The sequence below is a fragment of the Fibrella aquatilis genome (assembly GCF_017353255.1).
Lineage (GTDB): Bacteria > Bacteroidota > Bacteroidia > Cytophagales > Spirosomataceae > Fibrella > Fibrella aquatilis.
Genome location: NZ_JAFMYU010000009.1, coordinates 97,301 through 117,141 on the forward strand (window position 1 = coordinate 97,301; position 19,841 = coordinate 117,141).

The 19,841-nt window shown below is 56.2% G+C and carries 18 protein-coding genes; 14 read left to right on the forward strand and 4 right to left on the reverse strand.

The window, feature by feature from the left end; translation table 11 throughout:
- The first annotated feature begins 21 nt into the window (after positions 1 to 21).
- The 10 genes from J2I48_RS13050 (at position 22) to J2I48_RS13095 (ending at position 12,782) form a co-directional block, all read left to right on the forward strand.
- Complete coding sequence (locus J2I48_RS13050) at positions 22 to 1,440, forward strand: glycoside hydrolase family 140 protein (protein WP_207335898.1); 1,419 nt, start codon at positions 22 to 24, stop codon at positions 1,438 to 1,440.
- Between the two features lie 192 nt (positions 1,441 to 1,632).
- Positions 1,633 to 2,271, forward strand: coding sequence for a sigma-70 family RNA polymerase sigma factor (locus J2I48_RS13055; RefSeq protein WP_229376215.1), 639 nt, complete (start codon positions 1,633 to 1,635; stop codon positions 2,269 to 2,271).
- A gap of 40 nt (positions 2,272 to 2,311) precedes the next feature.
- Positions 2,312 to 3,328: a FecR family protein gene (locus J2I48_RS13060; protein WP_207335900.1), complete on the forward strand. Its 1,017-nt coding sequence runs from the start codon at positions 2,312 to 2,314 to the stop codon at positions 3,326 to 3,328.
- 42 nt (positions 3,329 to 3,370) lie between these two features.
- Entirely contained in the window at positions 3,371 to 6,718 is a 3,348-nt protein-coding gene (locus J2I48_RS13065; protein ID WP_207335901.1) for a SusC/RagA family TonB-linked outer membrane protein, read from the forward strand.
- 7 nt (positions 6,719 to 6,725) lie between these two features.
- A complete protein-coding gene (locus tag J2I48_RS13070) occupies positions 6,726 to 8,246 on the forward strand; it encodes a RagB/SusD family nutrient uptake outer membrane protein (RefSeq protein ID WP_207335902.1) in 1,521 nt (506 codons plus the stop codon).
- Positions 8,247 to 8,297: 51 nt separating this feature from the next.
- On the forward strand, positions 8,298 to 8,876 hold the full coding sequence (locus tag J2I48_RS13075; protein ID WP_207335903.1) for a Crp/Fnr family transcriptional regulator: 579 nt from the start codon (positions 8,298 to 8,300) through the stop codon (positions 8,874 to 8,876).
- A 62-nt stretch (positions 8,877 to 8,938) separates the two neighbouring features.
- Positions 8,939 to 9,421, forward strand: coding sequence for a RidA family protein (locus J2I48_RS13080; RefSeq protein ID WP_207335904.1), 483 nt, complete (start codon positions 8,939 to 8,941; stop codon positions 9,419 to 9,421).
- Positions 9,422 to 9,766, forward strand: coding sequence for a darcynin family protein (locus tag J2I48_RS13085; RefSeq protein ID WP_207335905.1), 345 nt, complete (start codon positions 9,422 to 9,424; stop codon positions 9,764 to 9,766).
- Complete coding sequence (locus J2I48_RS13090) at positions 9,763 to 10,497, forward strand: SDR family oxidoreductase (protein WP_207335906.1); 735 nt, start codon at positions 9,763 to 9,765, stop codon at positions 10,495 to 10,497. Before J2I48_RS13085 ends, J2I48_RS13090 begins: the two co-directional genes overlap by 4 nt.
- A gap of 113 nt (positions 10,498 to 10,610) precedes the next feature.
- Positions 10,611 to 12,782 (forward strand): alpha-galactosidase, encoded by a 2,172-nt coding sequence (locus J2I48_RS13095; protein WP_207335907.1) that lies wholly within the window; start codon positions 10,611 to 10,613, stop codon positions 12,780 to 12,782.
- A 40-nt stretch (positions 12,783 to 12,822) separates the two neighbouring features.
- On the opposite strand, the gene J2I48_RS13100 is transcribed toward J2I48_RS13095, so the two are convergent.
- The 3 genes from J2I48_RS13100 to J2I48_RS13110 all read right to left on the reverse strand — a co-directional run bounded on the left by J2I48_RS13100 (position 12,823) and on the right by J2I48_RS13110 (position 14,935).
- Entirely contained in the window at positions 12,823 to 13,458 is a 636-nt protein-coding gene (locus tag J2I48_RS13100) for an endonuclease III domain-containing protein (RefSeq protein WP_207335908.1), read from the reverse strand.
- Between the two features lie 114 nt (positions 13,459 to 13,572).
- Positions 13,573 to 14,301: an SDR family oxidoreductase gene (locus tag J2I48_RS13105; protein ID WP_207335909.1), complete on the reverse strand. Its 729-nt coding sequence runs from the start codon at positions 14,299 to 14,301 to the stop codon at positions 13,573 to 13,575.
- A gap of 55 nt (positions 14,302 to 14,356) precedes the next feature.
- Positions 14,357 to 14,935: a Crp/Fnr family transcriptional regulator gene (locus J2I48_RS13110; protein WP_207335910.1), complete on the reverse strand. Its 579-nt coding sequence runs from the start codon at positions 14,933 to 14,935 to the stop codon at positions 14,357 to 14,359.
- Between the two features lie 174 nt (positions 14,936 to 15,109).
- Here J2I48_RS13110 and J2I48_RS13115 point away from each other — a divergent pair, with 174 nt between their 5' ends.
- The 4 genes from J2I48_RS13115 (at position 15,110) to J2I48_RS13130 (ending at position 18,763) form a co-directional block, all read left to right on the forward strand.
- On the forward strand, positions 15,110 to 15,721 hold the full coding sequence (locus J2I48_RS13115; RefSeq protein ID WP_207335911.1) for a TetR/AcrR family transcriptional regulator: 612 nt from the start codon (positions 15,110 to 15,112) through the stop codon (positions 15,719 to 15,721).
- Between the two features lie 102 nt (positions 15,722 to 15,823).
- The gene (locus tag J2I48_RS13120) at positions 15,824 to 17,521 is read left to right on the forward strand and encodes an FAD-dependent monooxygenase (RefSeq protein ID WP_207335912.1); all 1,698 of its coding nucleotides are present in this window, start codon (positions 15,824 to 15,826) and stop codon (positions 17,519 to 17,521) included.
- A 111-nt stretch (positions 17,522 to 17,632) separates the two neighbouring features.
- Entirely contained in the window at positions 17,633 to 18,226 is a 594-nt protein-coding gene (locus J2I48_RS13125; protein WP_207335913.1) for a Crp/Fnr family transcriptional regulator, read from the forward strand.
- Positions 18,227 to 18,280: 54 nt separating this feature from the next.
- Positions 18,281 to 18,763 (forward strand): hypothetical protein, encoded by a 483-nt coding sequence (locus J2I48_RS13130; protein WP_207335914.1) that lies wholly within the window; start codon positions 18,281 to 18,283, stop codon positions 18,761 to 18,763.
- 19 nt (positions 18,764 to 18,782) lie between these two features.
- Here J2I48_RS13130 and J2I48_RS13135 read toward each other — a convergent pair whose 3' ends face one another.
- Positions 18,783 to 19,793 carry an NAD-dependent epimerase/dehydratase family protein gene (locus tag J2I48_RS13135; RefSeq protein WP_207335915.1) on the reverse strand — a complete coding sequence of 337 codons (1,011 nt, stop codon included), beginning with the start codon at positions 19,791 to 19,793 and terminating at the stop codon, positions 18,783 to 18,785.
- Positions 19,794 to 19,841 lie beyond the last annotated feature (48 nt).

Genomic DNA, 19,841 nt, shown 5'->3' on the forward strand with positions numbered 1-19,841 from the left:
TTTCGCAGTGTGCAGATCTGTATGAAAAAACAACTTGCTCACTCACTCATCGCCCTGCTGCTGGTTGCTACAACGGCCCTTGGGCAGTCGGTTGATTTTACCAATCGCTTTCCGTTACGTTCCTCTGCCAACGGGCATCACCTCGTTGACAGGCAGAATCGGCCCTTTTTTTACCTCGCCGACACGCCCTGGACGTTGGGGTACCAATTCACGATGGCCGAAGTAGACGACTACCTCCGTACCCGACAGACGCAGAGATTCAATGTGATCCAGATTCAGTTCCTGACCGACCAGTTCAGCTATAACAAAACCGCAGCTGGTCAGCTTGCACTGAACAATACGCTTGATTTAGCTAACCGCAATGAACCGTTTTTCGCGCATCTGGATTCGTGCATTCGCCGGGCGGCTGACTACGGCATGGCCGTCATGATTGCGCCCGCCTGGCTGAGTTGTTGCTCACCGGGCTGGCATCAGGGGTTACGCGACAACGGAACAGATAAAGCGCGGGCGTTCGGCGTGTTTCTGGGGCAGCGGTATCACCACACCAGGTTTCCGAACGTACTAGGCTGGATTCACGGGGGCGACTCGAACCCTGGTGGCGAAATGGACGAGTTACAGGCACTGGCCGAGGGCATTCGGCAAACTGAAGGCACGTATCCCCGGCTACACACCGGCCATTGGGGATCGCCCTATTCTACCCGTGACCAAACGCCCCAGGTGTCGTGGCTGAACCTGAACGCGACCTACACCTACGACCCTACCCGTACCGATCTCGGCCTGTATCAGTATCAGGTCTATGCGGCTTCCCTGCGTGACTACCAGCGAGTGCCGGTGCAGCCGTTTTTCCTGATTGAGAGCCACTATGAATCGCCCGATGCCGCCGATATTTCTACCGGAACAACGGCGGAGGTGCTACGGCGACAGGCGTGGTGGTCGGCGTTGAGCGGGGCCACAGGCGTCACCTACGGTTCGGCCAATTGCTGCGGCAAACGGGCCGACTGGCGAACCATCCTGACAATGCCCGTAGCGGGACAGATGCGGCACCTGGGGACGTTGATGAACCAAATTGCCTGGCACACGCTCATTCCCGACGGTTTGCCCGACCCCGCCCAACCTGACAACCATCGACTTGTGGTGGCGGGCTTTGGTACCTTTTATCCGTACCCCGGTCCTGCCAACGATGTAGGCGCGGATTACATTGCGTCGGCAGCTTCGCCCGATAAACGGTTGTTCGTCTGCTACATCCCACCCACCGGAACTGCCCAAAGAACGTTTACGGTGGACTTGCGAGGGTTCCCGCGCATTCGACATGCTCGTTGGCTCAACCCGGCTACCGGAGCGGTTAGTCAGTTACTAAAGCTAACATCAACCCGCCAACCCCTAACCACCCCCGGCGACAACGGCACAGGACAGAATGATTGGGTATTAGTTGTGGAGTAAGAACTATAGGGAGTCCTCTGGTGGTCTGGGTATAATTAAAAAAAATGTGAAATAAATTTAAAAATCAGTAAGGGTTTCTAGCGGGCTTCGGTGTCTTATTGAAATGGCCTACTGTTTTGGGTCATGTCACCTCACGTTATGACCGAGCCTTTACCACTTTACGGGCTTCACTCTCCCCAATCGATTCGTGCTATGGGTGTTCCACCTGAACAGGATGGCCCCCGGCTGGATGGCCCCCATACCGACGGACCGGTCGATTCGGAGCGTTTTATCCGTAAGGCCTTCGAGACCGACGCCCGGCTGGGGTGTGAGTTGCTATTTCGGCATTATTATAAACCCCTCTGCAACCACGCCGTTCGATTCGTCCTGTCCAGAGCGGTGGCCGAAGACATTGTGGCCGACGTGTTTTGCCAGTTCTACGCCAACGGCACCTTCGCCAAAATCACCCAATTTTACGGCCCTTTTCTGTATAAAACCGTTCGGTTACGCGCCTACAACTATATGCGCGACGAAACCAAACGGTCCACCGATCTGTCGGCGGCCGATGGCGTGGCGAGCAGCGACGCGCAGCACCCCGATGCGGTTACGCACTACGAAGACCTGTATCACGATGTAGAGCGGGCCATTGATACATTACCCCCTCAAACCCGGCGCGTGTATCTGATGCACCGCTTTGATGGTAAAACCCACGCCGACATTGCTACCGAATTGAAGCTGTCACCCCGCACGGTTGAGGTATTGGTACGTCGGGCCAGCCACGCCTTACGCGATCTGCTTCGGGCTAAATGGTCGCTGGTACTATTGGCTGTTTCGAGCTGGTTAACCGCATAGGACTCCGTTTTACCACTGTATAACCTGACAAGCGTATTTCATGAAATCATCCGTTACCAAGCAACTGCTGATGGACTATTACGCCGGGCGCGTAACGGCCCTGCAAAAACAGCTCATCGACGACTGGCTGCGCGAACCGGCCAACGAGCCGCTGTTCTACGCCTGTCTGCATGAGCGCGAACTGGCACAGGTTCAGTACGAACCCGATTTGTCAGCGGCCCTCGCCCGCTACCAGACATTTCTATACCAGCAATCCGATAGGGTCATTACGGATGAGCCTGCTACCCCTACCACAAGAGGACGGCGCTGGCACGTTGGACTACGATTTTGGAGTATTGCCGCTACAATCGTGTTGCTGTTGGGCGTGTCGGGATGGCTGTTTCGCGAACCGATGCTCTATCACATCTACCGCACCGCCTATGGCGAAACCCGTTCCGTTCAGCTTACCGATGGCAGCCGCGTAATACTCAACGCTAACACGCGCCTGCTGGTGCCGAGGCTTGGGTTCGGAGCTGGAACGCGCACGGTTCGGGTAGTGGGAGAGGCCCGCTTCACCATTGTTCATACCCCCGACCATCAGCCTTTTGTGGTGGAAACCGGGCCTAACCTAACCGTAACGGTGCTGGGCACGGAATTCGCTGTCTTTGCCCGGCCCCGCGCCACACGGGTAGTGCTGATGCGCGGCAAAGTCGCCGTTAACTACCAGCCTGGCGGTCGACCCGAAACAAGACTGACCTTGCAACCCGGCGATATGGTGACGCTTGACGGGAGTGGAAAACTCCACCGGCAGACCCTACCAAAACCAGAACAGCAAACGGCCTGGACCGACCACCAGTTTGTGTTTAACAATACCTCGCTACGCGAAGTGGGTGCCATGATCCAGGAAACCTTCGGTTTGGTGGCCGACATTAAAGGTGAACGGCTGGCCCAACAAACGCTCTCTGGTTCATTCGATGCCCACACCGCTGACGAAGTACTGACCGCCGTGGCAGAAGTGCTCGACATCCGCTACATCCGCAAAAACAACCGGGTCATTTTCCGCAGCAAAACCGACTAATCCATTTTCCTCAATGTACAAAACACCCAATTCCTAAAGTATATGAAAAACCTATTCATGCAAGTATGCCGAACGGGGCCGGTGCTGCTGGCCTTATTGCTCGGTACCCCGGCGGGGCTGTCGGCTCAGACATTAGCCTCGGTCCGCACGGGCCAAACGGCCCGCCCTGCCGTGAGCGTTCGCGCCTTAAGCGAGGTGCTGTACGAATTGAAAACCCGCCATCAGGTCAACATTTTGTTTGCGGATCAGATGGTCAGCGGCTATACCGTCGCATCGGATGCCGTTAGCAGTCGGGCGCGGTTGGAAAGTACACTGGATGCGGTGCTGAAACCGTTTGCCCTGCGCTACAAGAAAGTAAAAGATGGCACGTACCTAATCCTAAAAATTGACGCTGACCGCGTCGAGCCAAAAGCAACGTTGCTGAAAACCGCACCCACCACGCAGGCCGTAGCCGAACAGCCAGTGAGCGGGCGTGTTACTTCGCGCGACAACAGCGGGGGGCTGCCCGGCGTGAGCGTGGTGGTGAAAGGCACCGCTCGCGGCACCACGACCGATGCCGAGGGTCGTTACCAGATCAACGTACCCGACGGAACAGCCACACTGGTGTTCAGCTACATCGGCTACCTCAACAAGGAAGTGGTTGTGGGTAGTCAGTCGGTAGTTGACCTAGACATGGAAGCCGATATTCGTGCCCTGAGCGAAGTAGTGGTGGTAGGTTACGGAGCCGTGAAGCGGGCCAACCTGTCGGGCGCGGTCTCGACGGTCTCGGCTCAGGATTTAAAACGGCTGCCCACCTCGGCGAACCTAACGCAGGCCCTTCAGGGAGCCGCCAGTGGCGTATTTACCTCACAACAGGACCGCAGTCCGGGTGCGCGGCCATCCATTAGCATCCGAGGGAACAACTCGTTTTCGGGTGGTACCGTGCTGTACGTGGTAGACGGCTTTCCCCTGACCTACGACGCGGTGAGTGCCATCAGCCCCAACGACATCGAGAACGTCAGTATCCTGAAAGACGCCTCATCCACCGCGATTTACGGGGCGCGGGCGGCCAACGGCGTGGTGCTCATTACGACCCGTGCCGGGCGCAGTAACCAAAGCAGCTTAGAAGTAAACGTGTATCGCGGGGTCAACTCGGCGTTTAACCCGATCAAGATGCTCAATGGGGCCGACTATGCCGCCCTGCGCCGGGAAGCCTACGCCAACGATGGGGCTGTGGCTCCGTTTTTGCCCGTCGAGCAGCAGCAGCTAGATAAGGGCGAGACAACCGACTGGTGGCAGTCCATCACCAACGCGGTTCGCCCGGTCGAGAACTACCAGGTAGCCTTCACGGGTGGCACCGACCGCAGTAAGGTGTTTGTGAGCGGTAATTTCTTTAACGAAGCGGGTCTCATTAACGGGTCGGGCTTCAAGCGCGGCAGCATCCGGGGTAACATCACCCAGCGCATCGGGCAGCGGTTTACGCTCACCAGCAACACCAACTTGGCCTATACCGAAGGTCGGGGCATTAGCAACAACACGGTGTTGTATTCGGCCCTGATCGGCAACCCGCTCTCGCCCATCCGCGATGCCAACGGCCAGTATTACACCAACATTCAGGGCCTGTCGAGCACACCTCGCTCCAACCCGGTGGCCTTCAGCGACCTGAGCAAATACCAGGATGTCCGCACCATCATCAACTCCACTTTAGCTCTGACGGTAGACCTGACCGAAGGACTGAAACTGCGGGTCCAGGGCAGTGGTGAGATCAACAACCGCAAGGAACAAACCTACGTCTCCTCGCTGATTAGTGCTGACGACGAAACTAACGGACGGGTAGCGGGCGGTCTGGCGAGGGTAGTGCCGAGCGTCAACTACAATTACCTCGGCGAGGCCGTGCTGAACTACGACCGGACCTTTGGCGGCAAGCACACGGTGAGTGGGCTAGCAGGTGTTTCGACCCAGGCTAACCGCTACGAGTGGCTGTGGGCGCAGTCGTCGGGCTTTTCGTCGGACGTGTTCGAGACCTACAACTTGAATCTCGGTACTAACCCGGCGGTGAAACCTCAGTCGTACCTGGAGGAGTGGAAACTGATGTCGTACATCGGGCGGGCGGTTTATACCTTCAACGACAAGTACATCCTGACGGGAAACTTCCGGGCCGACGGGTCGAGCCGATTTGGGGCCAACAACAAGTGGGGTATTTTTCCGAGCGGAGCGTTTGCCTGGCGGATGGCCGAAGAGCCATTCATCAAAAACCTTGGCGTATTTAACGACCTCAAGCTCCGCACAAGCTATGGGCTGGCGGGCAACGCCGAAGCCATCGGGGTCTATGGCACCCTGTCGCGGTTGGGCTACGCGCCTTACAACTTCAATGGTAAAGAAGCTGTGGGCTACGAAGTGGGTAGTATAGCGGCCGCCAACCTGAAATGGGAAACCACCAAACAATTCGACCTCGGCTTAGACGTATCGGTGCTGAACAACCGGGTCAACCTGACTGCCGACTATTACCACAAAAACACGGTCGATATTATCCGCAACCTGCCGCTGCTGGCCGTATCGGGCTTCCAGAGTGTGCCGGTCAACGTGGGGACGCTCGAAAACCGGGGCTGGGAACTGGGCCTCAACACGCTCAACATCGACAAGGCCATCAAGTGGCGCACCACGCTGCTCGTTTCGCGCAACCGTCAAAAACTGCTGAACACCGGCGATGGCTCGGACCGTATCGGCACGACGCATTGGGTGGGTCAACCGCTGGGTTACGGCGACTTCCGCTACATCGTGCGGGCCAATGGCATCTGGCAGACCAGCGAAGCGGAGGAGGCCAAAAAATACGGTGATGTGCCTGGTAACGTGAAGTACATCGACCAGAACAACGATGGCAAGATCGACAATGCCAATGACCGGGTGTTTACCGGTAGCATCCAGCCCAATTTCTACGGTTCGTTCACCAACGACCTGACCTACAAAGGCTTTTCGCTCAACGTGTTTACGACCTTCGAGCAGGGCCGCGACGTGTATAACGGGCAGAACTACATCCTACTGTCGGGGACGGGATTTGACAACAACCGGGCCGAGATGCTCAACCGCTGGACCCCTACCAACCCCAGCAACCAGTATCCGCGAGCCTCGAAAAACTCGACCAACCGGCGCAGCTTCCGCTCGTCGGAGTTTCTGGAAGATGCCTCTTTTTTCAAGATTCGCAGCGTCACGCTGAGCTACCAACTGCCCGACGCGCTGCTTCGCAAAGCCAGCGTCCGCTCGGCCCGGTTTTACGTATCCGGCACCAATCTGGCCCGGTTTACAAAATACACCGGCATGGACCCTGAAGATTATGATTATGACAACACCCAGCGGGCAGGGGCCTATCCTGTCACCCGTTCGTTCCTGTTTGGTTTAGACCTCCGTTTCTGATTGACTCATGAAAGCGACCCCAAAATACCTCTACACACTGCTGCTGGCCGCTGGTCTGTCGGCCTGTTCGGATAGCTACCTGCTCGAAGAACCCAAGTCGTTTCTCTCGCCGGGTACGTTCTACAAGTCCGAAAAAGACCTTGATGCCGCCTTGTCGGCTATTTACCGCGCCCCGCAGGATCGCTACTCCAATATGTGGGCGGCTCCGCACTGGTTCGAGTGGGGCACAGATATTCAGGAGATTACGAGCCGCAGCCAGTGGGCACACCACAATGCCGTAGCCCGGCTCAATAGCACCTTCGATGCTACACTGAGCATTCCTTCGGATTTCTGGAACTACACCTACCGGCACGTCAAAAACATCAACACCCTGCTGGCCAACCTCGGCGACGTACCCATCACCGAGGCTCGCAAAAATCAGATTATCGGGCAGGCGCGGGCCATGCGGGGGCTACTGTACTTCGACGGGGTGCGCGTCTTCAACGGAATGCCATTGCTGCTGGTGCCTGAAAGCGAATCGGTAAAACTGAATGCCCTGAAACGCGCCACGCCGGAGGAGATGTACGCGGCCATTATTGCCGACCTGACCTTTGCTAAAGATAATCTGCCCGCCGTCTGGACCGGAGCCAACGATCAGGGCCGGATCACGAGCGGAGGCGCGGCGGCTATGCTGGCCAAGGTATATCTGACGATGGCGGGCTACCCGCTTAACCAGAAAGATAAACTCCAGCAGGCCCGCACACTCTTGAAAGAGTTTGTGGTGGACAAGAAATATGGGGTGCAGTATGGCCTGTTCGACAATTACGGTGACGCGTTTCAGGAAGAGAACGTACCCGGCAAAGAAAGCGTCTGGAGCATCAACTTCACGCGGGGTGGCTTTGGCCAGGGTAACGACATCCCGACAAACTACGGCCCGCTCGAAATCTATTCGACCAAAGGACTCGCTGCTGGGGGCGGCTGGAGCAACGGCCTGCCAACGGATGCGTTTTACAAGAGTTTCGACCAGAAGGCCGACAAGCGGTTCAAATACCTGTTCTGGACTTCGACCGCCGACATCCCCGAAGAATACGCCAGTATGTATCCCACTCCGCTGGTGTTCGAGAAGCCGCACATCAAGAAATTTCGGGATAAACTGCCGGTCAACAACGCCGAGCGTAGCGGCAAAGATCACAACATCATCCGTTACGCCGACGTGCTGCTGATGTACTCGGAAGTGCTGAACGAACTCGGCGATGCCGGTGCTTACACCTATATTAATCAGGTGCGGAAGCGGGCCGGGCTAGGTGATTTGCCGACGATGAGTCAGGAAGCGTTCCGTGATGCCATGCTGCTGGAACGGGCTTGGGAACTGTGTTTCGAGGGCGACCGGAAGATGGATTTGGTGCGGTCGGGCAAGTACGCTGAGCGGGTCAAAGCCTGGAACCCACAGGCAGCCACTAACGTAGTGAAGGGTAAGCACGAATTCTGGCCGATACCCCAACGCGAATTAGACATCAGCAAGAGTCTGGTGCAAAATCCGGGCTGGTGATTCAGGGTGTAATGGGCCTGCACCGGTTAGCTGGTGCAGGCCCATCTAAACATGAACCCATTACAGCAAGTACTAACCAAGCTAACGCCCCAGCCAGCCGAAGCTGCGGAGGCATTTCTGGCCGCTTTCCGGGAGCAGACCGTCGCCAAAGGGGAGACCGTAATCCGGGCTGGGGCGCAAACCCGGCAGATATTTTTTGTGGAGGAAGGCGTTTTGCGGGCCTATTCGTCCTCGGCGGAGGGTGCGGAATACAACAAAGCGTTTTTTGTTGAGCACGATCTGTGGGGAATTTATTATGCCCTGCTTACCGGGCAACCCAGCCACCTGTCGGTGCAGGCGCTCACGCCCTGCCGGTTGCTGGTTGCTGACTATAAATTAATTACGGATTTGTATGGTAAGTATCCCACTTTGGAGCGGGCAGGCCGACGAATGGCTGAGGAGTTGTTTGTATTGAAAGAACAACGTGAAATTGATCTGGTTATGCTCGATGCCACCGCCCGGTATGCCAACTTTCAGCGGCTCTACCCGGGCCTGGAACAGCGGATACCGCAGTATCACATCGCGTCGCATCTGGGCATTACGCCCACGCAGTTGAGCCGGATTCGGGCAGTCATTTCTTTACCTATGTAAATGCCTGTCGCGGGTGGTTGTCGTTGCTTTGCCTTGTCTTTTAACTAAACAGATACGGACTTATGCAAACGACACTGCTTTTCACGGCATTTTTAATGGTAACACTGACAACAACTCACGCCCAAACAGTGCTGAAACAAGAAAAAAACACGTTTATCAACCCCGCCGGGCTGTTCAATGCCGCCCGAAACGGGTTCTCACATATCGGAGTGGTTCCCGCCAGCACGGAAGTGGTCTTTATTTCGGGTCAGTGGGCTTCCGACGCAACGGGCAAGCTGGTAGCCGACGATTTTGAGACGCAGGTACGCCAAACGCTGAAAAACCTGAAAACGGCCCTTAGCGCGGCTGGCGTTTCGACCCGCCACGTAGTGAAACAAACGATTTACATTGCCGATTACACGCCCGACAAAAAACGGATATTGATGAAAGTTGCCGCCACCGAATGGGGTGCCGAGGTCTTCCCAACGAGTGTGATCGTTCCCTTGCCAGTGCTGGCGACGGCACCGGGTTCACTGATCGAAATCGAATCTTTAGCGACCAGATAGATGGCCCCGACCCCAACCACCTACACCGTTTTTGTGCTGTATCGGGCATTGCCCGCCTGGCTCGGCCTGTCGCGGACTGAACGCAACGAGGTGTTTGCCCGGCAGGTAGGGCCAATTTTCGCCCGCTACGAGCAACAGGTGCAGGTACGGCTGTTCGATGCCGAGGCTTTTCACGCCGATGTGTCCGACGTGCTGCTCCTCACCACCGACGACCTCAACGCCTACTACTTTTTCATGGAAGCCCTGCGCGACACCGACCTGTTCGCCAAGCCGTATATCGTGCTGAAGGACGTGATTATGACGCGGGAAAATGGTTTCCGGGATTATGAAACCAACCAGCCATGAACCTGACGAAGCAACACATCCTGCTCACGGGCGGCACGTCGGGCATCGGGCTGGCCCTGCTTCGGGACCTGCACCAACGGGGCAATCGGCTGGTGGTTGTGGCCCGCGATGCAAACCGGGCCGACGAACTCCGTCAGACGTACCCCGACGTGGTGTTTCTGTCGGCTGATTTGGCTTCGGAAAATGCCGTGGTTTCCCTGCTCGACACCCTGCGCCGGGAGCATCCGAACTTAACCGTACTCATCAACAACGCGGGGGTTCAGTTTAACTACAACCTGGCCGATACGCCGCACGCACCCACCCGAATCGAGACAGAAATCCGAACAAACCTTACGTCGGTGATTCAGTTGTGCGCTGGTTTGCTGCCAGGGCTGTTAGAAAAATCCGAAGGGGTTATCATCAACATTACGTCAGGGCTGGGTATTTCGCCGAAACGGTCGGCTCCCGTGTACTCAGCTTCGAAAGCCGCCTTGCAGAATTTCACCAAAGGGCTGCGCTATCAGGTGGCCGGTACGTCGGTTCAGGTGGTCGATGTGGTGCTGCCGCTGGTCGATACGCCGATGACCGCCAGGCGGGGGCGAGGCAAAATCAGTCCTGAACAAGTCAGCCGTGAACTGATCCGGGGAGTAGAACGGGGGCAGCAGGTAGTAAATGTGGGGAAGGTGAAGCTGTTCCGTCTTATTCACCGATTGGCCCCCGCCCTGGCAGATCGAATCTTACGGGATGGGTAGGGAAAGTTGGTATGTGATTGCCTTTGTTTCATAGTAGTGGGCCGTTGATTGTTGTGACCTGTTAGGAATAGCAGGCTATAACAATCATCGGCCATCAGTTTAAAACAAAAACCATGCGTTTACTTCTCCTGCTCTTACTCACGTTCCCGGCCTTTGCCGCTCCCATCGAAATACCCATCGAGACCAACCGCACGGCACTCGTGATCCGGGTTGATAATGAAGGCCACTTAACCATCGTCCATCACGGCAAGCGGCTGCAACAGGCCACCGAATATGCCCGGCTACCGGGAAATGCACGGCTCTACGAGGGTTATTCAGAATTTTATAGTTCGGCATACACGCCCGCCGGGTCGCGCAACCTCCTCGAACCGGCCATCCAGGCCACCCACGCCGACGGCAACCCCTCGCTCGATCTGATGTATGTGCGCCACGAGACCAAACCCACCGGGCCAGGCATCACCCGAACCGATATTCTGCTGAAAGACCCGCAGTACCCCTTCGAGGTAACGCTACACTACAAAGCCTACCAGAAGGAGGACGTACTGGAAGGATGGAGCACGATTCGGCATACAGAGAAAAAGGCGGTGACGCTCCAGAAATTCGCGTCGGCCAACCTGTATCTGTCAGCCAACCACTATTACCTGACGCATTATCACGGCATTCACGCGGGCGAGGTACGTCCCGAAGAGACGCAATTGACAGGTGGGATGAAGGTGCTGGACAGCAAGCTCGGCACCCGCGCCCAGATGTTCCAGGCCCCCATGTTTATGCTCTCGCTCAACCAACCCGCTCAGGAAGAGCAGGGCGAGGTGCTGGCGGGGACGCTGGCGTGGTCGGGCAATTTCCAGTTTCAGTTCGAGCTGGACCCGCAGCATAACTTACGGCTGCTGGCGGGCATGAACCCCTACGCATCGGCCTACACGCTGGAACCGGGCCGCGACTTCACTACCCCCGCGTTGATCTACACCTTCTCGACGCAGGGCATGGGCGGGGCGAGCCGGAGCCTGCACCGCTGGGCCAGAAACCACCGCATCCCCAACGGCAACGGCGACCGCCTGACGCTGCTCAACAACTGGGAAGCGACCTACTTCGGCTTCGACGAACCCAAATTGGTCGAGTTGTTCAAAGACGGCAGGAAGCTCGGTGTCGATCTGTTTTTGCTCGATGATGGCTGGTTCGGCAACAAATTCCCCCGCAATAACGACCGCGCCGGGCTGGGCGACTGGCAGGAGAACCGCGCCAAGCTGCCCCACGGCCTGGGCTATCTGGTGAAAGAAGCCGAAGGAGCGGGCATCAAATTCGGCATCTGGATCGAGCCGGAGATGGTCAACCCGAAAAGCGAACTCTACACCCAGCACCCCGACTGGGTGATTAAGCTACCCAACCGCCCCGATGCCGTGTTCCGCAATCAGCAGGTGCTGGACCTCTCGAACCCGAAGGTGCAGGACTTTGTGTATGGCGTAGTGGATGACCTGTTCACCAAAAATCCGACGCTGGGCTTCATCAAATGGGACTGCAACGCGGTGATTTACAATGCTTATTCCGCCACCAATCCCGCCAACCATCTGTATGTCGATTATGGCCGGGGCCTCTACCGGGTGCTGGAACGGCTGCGGGCCAAGTACCCTACCGTGCCGATGATGCTGTGTTCGGGGGGCGGGGCGCGGGTTGATTACGGTGCCTTGCAGTACTTCACCGAATACTGGCCGAGCGACAACACCAACCCCACCGAACGGACATTTATCCAGTACAACTATTCCTCGTTTTTCCCGGCCATCGCGTCCTGCAACCACGTTACCAACTCCGGCAGCGCACCCATCAAATTCCGCACTGACGTGGCGATGATGGGCAAACTGGGCTACGACATTGTGGTGAGCCGGATGCCCGCCAACGATCTGGCGTTCAGCCAGGAAGCCCTGAAAACCTACGCCCGGCTGAAGCCCGTGATCTACCAGGGCGATCTGTTCCGGTTGCAGTCGCCCCACACCCACGACGTGATGTCGGTGCTGTACGTGAGCGACAAGCAGGATAAGGCCGTGTGGTTTTCGTACCTGATCAGCGACCGGTTCAAAGCCGGTGCCGACCAGCCCCCCATCCGGTTGCGCGGTCTCGACCCCGCCAAACGCTACACCGTGCAGGAAACCAACCTGATGCCCGGCAGCAAATCCCCCATTGACCCTACTGTAGTTTACTCTGGTGATTTTCTGATGAGCGTGGGCCTTGACCCCGTTGTGGGTGGTGGCCGCACGAGCGTGGTGCTGGAGGTGACGGCGGTGGGGCAGTGAGCAGATCAACTACCTTCTTTCTGATACTATTGCTACATTATTAGCCTGACAAATTTGAACTTGGGCAACAGTCATTCAGCACACAGTCAGCACACTTAGGGTGCTGTGCTTTGCAGGTGGTTTGTCCATGAACGATTGCGTTCAGATGAAATTCATAGTGAGATTCCCATTGTTGGGGTAGCTGTTGTTCAAACCAGGTTTCTACGTCAGAGGGTTTTGTGTTTTCAGCCACGAGCCGTAACCGTAGCGCAATCCGCAGAACGTGTGTGTCAACTGGCATGGCCGGGAGTTGCAGGTTGAAGAGCAGTACACAACTCGCTGTTTTTGGCCCAACGCCCGGCAACGTCAGTAGCCATTGCCGGGCATCTGCCGCCGAATAAGTTCGTAAGAAGTTGAGTGACAGATCACCCCGCTCGGCCAGTAACCGTCCCAGCACCCGATGAATATAACCGGCCTTCGCCTTGGTCAGGTTACCCCGTGCGCCAGCCAGCACTACCTGAATGACGTCCGGCCCGGCAAGCAAGGCCTGATTCCAGTTCGGAAAGGCCTGCCGCAGGGCATCGGCCATACGCTGGGTGGGTACAATTGGGCTTTGCTGAGACAGGATCGTTTCAATTAACCCATCCAACGGCTCCGACTCTGGCCCGGCAACGATGGTTGTGTCCGTGTTAAACACATTCGGTTGGTCAGCAGAGTAACCGTATCGTGCCTTCAGTCGCTGGGCGACTAGCTCAACTAATCCTTTTGTGGTATGAGGTTCGGTCACCTTTGATCAAATTATATATGGAAATCAGTCCGGGTTAATCATTCCGAAAGCGGCTTCGCGCTTGCCCCGAAGCATGTCGGCCATGCCGATGGCCACTTCGTAAGTATCCAACGCGATAGCTTTCATGGTTTCGTCGGCAACTACGCTGGCCGGGATACCGCGAGGGTCAGGGGTGGCATCGCCCTTGAGTTCGGTGTTGACGATGGGCGGGATGATCTCGAAAACCCGCACCGACGTGGCCCGAAGTTGATACCGTAACGACAGGCTAAAGGCGTGCATGGCCGCTTTGGTGGCGCAGTAAACCGGAAAAATAGCCAGTGGAGTGAAACCCAGACCCGACGTGATGTTGATGATGGCTGCGCTGGGTTGTGTTTGTAGCAGGGGCGCAAACAGGGTGACTAGGTGAAACGGCGCAATCAGGTTGGTTTCGATCTCGCTCAAGCCCGCACTGAATGCACCATCACCGTTTGTTAAATCTACAAACCGCTGAATACCCGCATTGTTGACCAGTACGTTCAGCCCCGGAAAATCCCGTTGTAGGGTCTCCAGGAGCCGTTCGCGTTCTGCCGGTTGTACCAGGTCGGCCACGATGGTGTGCAGTTGCGGGAAGCGGGCTTTTGCCTCGGCGAGTTTATCGGCCCGTCGCCCGCAAACAATGACGGTGTTGCCCGCGTTGAGGAAGGATTCTGCCAGGGCCAGGCCAATGCCGACCGAGCCACCCGTAATAAAAATTGTGTTGTTGGAAAGTTGCATAAGTCTTTTTTCCTGCAAAACACGGCTCATCCGGCAACTCAAGTCTTGATGTATATCAAGGATTCCAAACTTCTTTTTTCAGTCGGCTCAACGTCTCCGGGGTCATGTCTAAATAAGACGCCAAAATCCGGCCCGATACCCGTTGCAGCAGATGGGGTTGGTTGGCGAGCACCCATTCAAACCGTTGGCGGGCATCCATCGCCATGAATGAGCCGATCCGTTTCACCGAAGCCCGGTATGCCTGCTCCAGAATCTCCCGGTAAACAAACGCAAAAGCTGGTACGGTATCCACAAGGTGATAAAACGCAGGTCGCCGAATCAGCAGCAACGAGACAGGTTCGAGGGCTTCGACAAATTCAACGGCGGGCTCCTCATAAATAAAACTGGCTAAGGCCGAGCCAAAGCTGCCTTCCAGCGCAAAATAGCGGGTCTGCTCATGGCCGTTCCGATCCACAAAATACATCCGCAAGGCACCCTGATTCACAAACGGATACTGCTGGCAAATAGCCCCCTCATAAACCAACAGCGTACCTTTCGGTGCTTGACAGGGCGTAAAGTGCAGGCAAATGTCAGCTAACTCGGCGGCAGTAACCGGGTGTCGGCATTGTATATAGTCGCAAAGCTGATCGAACATTCAGCAAACGTAGCGCGGATTTCGATAAGTATCATTTATCCCTGCTACCAACGAGTTTCTCACCCAACATGACAGTTGGGAGCGATAACTAAAACGCATTTATAGAAAGTCATTCAATGGAACGAACAGCGGAGTAGATCAGTTGATTAACCAAACGGTTAAACCATACAGTTTGTGCCTGATACCGCCGACACCACCGAAGCCCGCATCCGGCAAGCTGCCCAGCGCGTGTTCGTGCGCGACGGATTCGACGGGGCCAGAATGCAGGACATCGCCGACGAAGCCGGCATCAACAAAGCCCTGTTGCACTACTATTTCCGCTCCAAAGACAAACTTTTTGCCCTCATCTTCGAGGAGAAGATGGGCCAGTTTCTGGACAGCATCTGGACAGTATTGGGGTCGGATGGTTCGCTGCATGACAAAATCCGGCGCATGGTTGAGCTGGATATTACGCAGTTGAGCCAGGAGCCGGTCATCCCGCTATTCATCTTCCACGAGATCAGCCAGAATCCCGAACTGGTCCGGCAGAAACTGCGCGATAAAAACGCCGATGGTCTCTTTGCCGCCTTCGCCAGGCAGGTTGACGACGAGGCCCGCCGGGGGCTGATCCGGCCCGTTGATCCGCAACAGTTGTTTGCTAACCTGCTGTCCTTGACCGTTTTCCCGTTCGTGGCGAAACCGATGTTGCAGGGATTTATGACGCTGAATGAACCAGCCTTCGCGCAGTTTATCGAGGATCGAAAACAACAGGCCGCAGATTTTTTGATTCATGCATTAAGGCCGTGATTTAATGGGCCGCTGATCGTTATGATAAAATGTGATCTTTTTTAATCATAAAAATCTGCGGCTCATTTTTTTACTCAGTTATTAACCAAATAGTTAAACCAAATGGATACCACACAAGTATTGATTGTTGGAGCCGGGCCTGTGGGTCTTACGCTCGCCAATTTGTTGCACCATCACGGAGTTCGCTGTAAGATCATCGACCAGGTTCCGCCCCGCCCCGAAGTCGAATCGCGGGCCGAAGGCGTTCACGTCCGCACACAGGAACTGTTTGAACAACTCGGTTTTCTCGACGAAGCCTACGCGATGGCCCGTCCGCTGAAAGCCGCCACGCTCTACGCCAAGGGACACACGCTCGGCCATATCAGTCTGGAAGAACCAACCCTAACGCATTCGGGACCGATCATTCTGCAACAGAGTTTAGTTGAACAACTCTTAATCAGTCAGTTAGAAAAGCTGGGTGGTTCCGTCGAGCGACCGCTTACGTTTGTTGGTTTTGACCAAACTGACACGCGGGTAGTGGCGACGGTACAGCAACCCGACGGCCAAACCCACACCATCCGGGCCGACTATCTGGTAGCCTGCGACGGAGGTCGGAGCGTGATTCGGCACCAACTGAAGGCCGAGTTTGACGGCAAGGCAATCCCCAGCCGGTTTGTGTTGGCCGACGTGTCTATCGACTTCACCGACCAACCTCTCGACGGTGACCTGCACATTTTTATGGACCCGGTGCTACTCTTCGGTCAGCTACCCAGCGGTAACTGGAAAATGGCGACGCTCATGCCCGACGGATTTCCCGATCAGGCCAGCCCCGACGAGATTGTGGCCTTTTTGCAGCAAAGTGCCGACGCTCAGGGGGTTCGTTGCCGGTTGCACACGCCGTTGTGGACATCTTCGTTCCGAATTAACACCCGGATGGTGAGCCAGTTTCGGCACGGGCGGGTGATTCTGGCGGGCGATGCGGCCCATATTCATAGCCCGATGGGTGGGCAGGGCATGAACGAGGGGATGCAGGATGCGTTGAATCTGGGCTGGAAATTAGCCTTCCGGCTAGCAGGCCGGGCCGACGATTCGCTGCTCGACACCTACCAAGCCGAACGCGGCCCGCTCATTGCCGACGTGCTGAAAGATACCGCCCTGATGTCGGAGGTGCTACTGTGGACTAACCCAATCGCTGTAGGCTTGCGAAACCAGTTTATGTCGCTTGTGACGGGCATCGATGCGGCTCAGCCCACCCTGCGCGAGTTGTTCTCGGGGGCCACCCGTGCCTACGCCCCCAACCCCTACTTGCAGGAACGTACCCTGACCCCTAGCGAACGATTGGCGCATATCAGCCAAAGGGTTTTTCACCCCGACCCCGCCGACGATCTGGCCTTTGCCAAAGGACCAAAGCCGGGCGAACGCGCCCCGGATGCGTTCGGCTTGCGGGCTGCTAACGGCACTACCCAACGGCTACTGACCTACTTTGCGGGCGATTTTCGGCACCGGCTGCTGGTCTTTGCGGGTCAACACGCCACCCCCGACCAACTAACCAAAATTTACCAGCAACTCACTGATTTACAAGAGAAAAGGGGGGCATTTCTTCGCCCCATACTGGTGGTGCTTCCCGGTACGTTAATCTCGGAAACGCCCCGCATAGAAACATTAACCGATACCGACTATAACCTGCACAAGCGGTACAGAGCCCGGCACGAGTGCCTGTATTTGCTCCGGCCCGATGGCTTTATCGGCTATCGCAGTCAACCTGCTCAACTGCCGGAGTTGGAAACATACCTGACCCAGCGATACGCACCCGTTTCCTAACTGGGTTCGTTCCTCATTGCAGATGGTCGTAGGAGTGAGGTGCCGCAGGTGACAGCGGTGGGGACTCAACGGGTAAGCAGTGAATTGGCAGATTGAAATGATGTGTTTTATATGCAGTCCTGGCAGAAATTTATAGAACGTTATGCCTCCCTGACTCCCACCGAATGGGCTGATGTGCAGGCGCGTTCGCACCGGCGCGAGGTAGCAAGGAATGAGTTGTATCTCCAGCCGGGGCAGGTTAACAAGGAGTTCGTGTTTATCGACCAGGGTGGACTACGGGTGTTTCAGATCACCGCCGATGGCGAGGAGCATACGGCCTGGCTGGCTGTGGAAGGGCAGTCATTTTGTGACCTCAGCAGTTTTCGCCAGCAGATACCTACCCAACTCTCGGTACAGGCCCTCGCCGATACGTCGCTCATCACGCTGTCCTACGCCGATATGCAACACCTCTATCAGACCCTACCCGTCTGGCAGGAGTTTGGGCGCAAACTCTGGGAAGAGGTCAGCGTCAATCTGATCGGGATGATTTTGTCTTTTCAGGCCGAATCTGCCGGGGTACGCTACGAGCGGATTAGCCAGAACTACACACTGCTGCAAACGGCTCCGCTCAAATTTGTGGCCGAATTTTTGGGTATTACGCCCCACACCCTAAGCCGGCTCCGACGCTACGCCAGCCGCCGACAGAGCAAACGGCAGAAGCTATGACCGATATTGCCTTTTGGCAAGCGTTGGCCTACCGCAACACAGTACGTTTGCGGCATGAACAGTACAATAACAACCCTACGTTGGCTGCATTTTGCCCTTTTCGGGCTGGCCCTTTGGTTTTTCGGCAACCTCTACGAGGAAGTTATTCTGCTTCCCAACTGGCTGGCGGCTTCCCTCTCTGTTTTACAGGCGTATAACCGCTATTATTCGGTCGTGATTCAATACCACTATTACGTACCGGTTACACAAGTAGCTGTTGTCGTGCTGGTTGCGCTGTGTTTTACCAGCAATCCGGCCCGGCAGACCGACCCCTCCAACCTGCGCCGGGCCGCCTTGTGGGGTACATTGGGCCTGGTGCTTACGGCCTTGATCGTTATCAACCTGAATCTCCGCCTGTTTGTGGGTGAGTTGACCCTGTCCGAGACCGAAGCCCACCGGCTGGGGTTGATCTGGATGGTTGGCAATGGCATTCGGTTATTTTGCGTGGGTATGTCCTTCAGGTATGCGCTCAGTGTGCGTGACCGGCTACGGACATAACGGCATTCGCTGGTTTCGCCTACGACAGCCGGGCGTAGTTGGCTTTCAGGTAAAGCAGTGCTTCCCGAACGGCCTGGTCCGGTGATTTAGGCGTAAACCCCAGCTCGCGCCGGGCCTGGCTGATGTCGAAATCCTGCGGCACACCGAATAGCATCGACACTAAGTTGGTCCGCAGCAACGGTGGCTTGCCCGTAAACCGGCTACTCTGCTCCATGATGAAAGCAATAGCATACAACACCGCTTTGGGTACGGCGGGTGGAATTTTCAGCCCCCGTTCGGGGAATAATTCCATCGTCAGGGTGGTGGTTTCGCGCAGGGTCATGCTTTTTTCATTCGCCAGAATGTACCGCCGACCGTTGACTCCGCGTTGGGCAGCCGCATAACAACCGGCAGCTACGTCTTTGACATCAATCCAGTTGAGCGTAAACGAGGTTTCAATTGGCACGTTTCCGTCATAAACGGATTTCAAAATGCCAAATGATTCGCTTAGCGTAAAGGCTTCCGAACCAATCATTGCCGATGGTAACACCGTGACTACACGTAGGTTGTGTTCTTTTGCCAACGCCAGGGCCAGTTGCTCGGCATCGTTTTTGGACCTGTAATACGCGTTCCGCCGGTCGGGATTGAAGCCATAACTTTCTTTCGAAGGCAGCGTTGCGTAGTTGAGGGCGGCAATCGAACTGACATAGACCACCTTACGTACCCCGGCTTCGGCAGCCGCTTCGATGATGTTGCGCGTTCCCTGCATATTGACCTCGTAGATTTCTTTCTCTTCGTCTTTCGCCCACAACTTAAACGCGGCCCCTACCGCATAGAGCGTGGTAACACCCTGCATTGCCCGCAGTAGCGACGACTTATCGGTGATGTCAGCAGGCACCAGTTCGCAGTCGAGGCCAGCAAACGGTTCGCGGCTTTTTAGGTTTCGTACCGATGCCCGAACCGTTTCGCCCTGCGCGAGCAGGTGCCGGACCAGGTTGTTGCCGAGGTGTCCGTTGGCCCCCGTGATCAAAGAAACAGGTTTCCCATTCATTGTGCGTATTGGTTTGATTACGCTACAAAGGTCTAACCCGGCCTGGCG

Coding starts and splice junctions, on each gene's coding strand:
- J2I48_RS13050 (WP_207335898.1), top strand. CDS start 22: ATGAAAAAACAACTTGCTCACTCACTCATCGCCCTGCTGCTGGTTGCT.
- J2I48_RS13055 (WP_229376215.1), top strand. CDS start 1,633: ATGGGTGTTCCACCTGAACAGGATGGCCCCCGGCTGGATGGCCCCCAT.
- J2I48_RS13060 (WP_207335900.1), top strand. CDS start 2,312: ATGAAATCATCCGTTACCAAGCAACTGCTGATGGACTATTACGCCGGG.
- J2I48_RS13065 (WP_207335901.1), top strand. CDS start 3,371: ATGAAAAACCTATTCATGCAAGTATGCCGAACGGGGCCGGTGCTGCTG.
- J2I48_RS13070 (WP_207335902.1), top strand. CDS start 6,726: ATGAAAGCGACCCCAAAATACCTCTACACACTGCTGCTGGCCGCTGGT.
- J2I48_RS13075 (WP_207335903.1), top strand. CDS start 8,298: ATGAACCCATTACAGCAAGTACTAACCAAGCTAACGCCCCAGCCAGCC.
- J2I48_RS13080 (WP_207335904.1), top strand. CDS start 8,939: ATGCAAACGACACTGCTTTTCACGGCATTTTTAATGGTAACACTGACA.
- J2I48_RS13085 (WP_207335905.1), top strand. CDS start 9,422: ATGGCCCCGACCCCAACCACCTACACCGTTTTTGTGCTGTATCGGGCA.
- J2I48_RS13090 (WP_207335906.1), top strand. CDS start 9,763: ATGAACCTGACGAAGCAACACATCCTGCTCACGGGCGGCACGTCGGGC.
- J2I48_RS13095 (WP_207335907.1), top strand. CDS start 10,611: ATGCGTTTACTTCTCCTGCTCTTACTCACGTTCCCGGCCTTTGCCGCT.
- J2I48_RS13105 (WP_207335909.1), bottom strand. CDS start 14,301: ATGCAACTTTCCAACAACACAATTTTTATTACGGGTGGCTCGGTCGGC.
- J2I48_RS13110 (WP_207335910.1), bottom strand. CDS start 14,935: ATGTTCGATCAGCTTTGCGACTATATACAATGCCGACACCCGGTTACT.
- J2I48_RS13120 (WP_207335912.1), top strand. CDS start 15,824: ATGGATACCACACAAGTATTGATTGTTGGAGCCGGGCCTGTGGGTCTT.
- J2I48_RS13125 (WP_207335913.1), top strand. CDS start 17,633: ATGCAGTCCTGGCAGAAATTTATAGAACGTTATGCCTCCCTGACTCCC.
- J2I48_RS13130 (WP_207335914.1), top strand. CDS start 18,281: ATGAACAGTACAATAACAACCCTACGTTGGCTGCATTTTGCCCTTTTC.
- J2I48_RS13135 (WP_207335915.1), bottom strand. CDS start 19,793: ATGAATGGGAAACCTGTTTCTTTGATCACGGGGGCCAACGGACACCTC.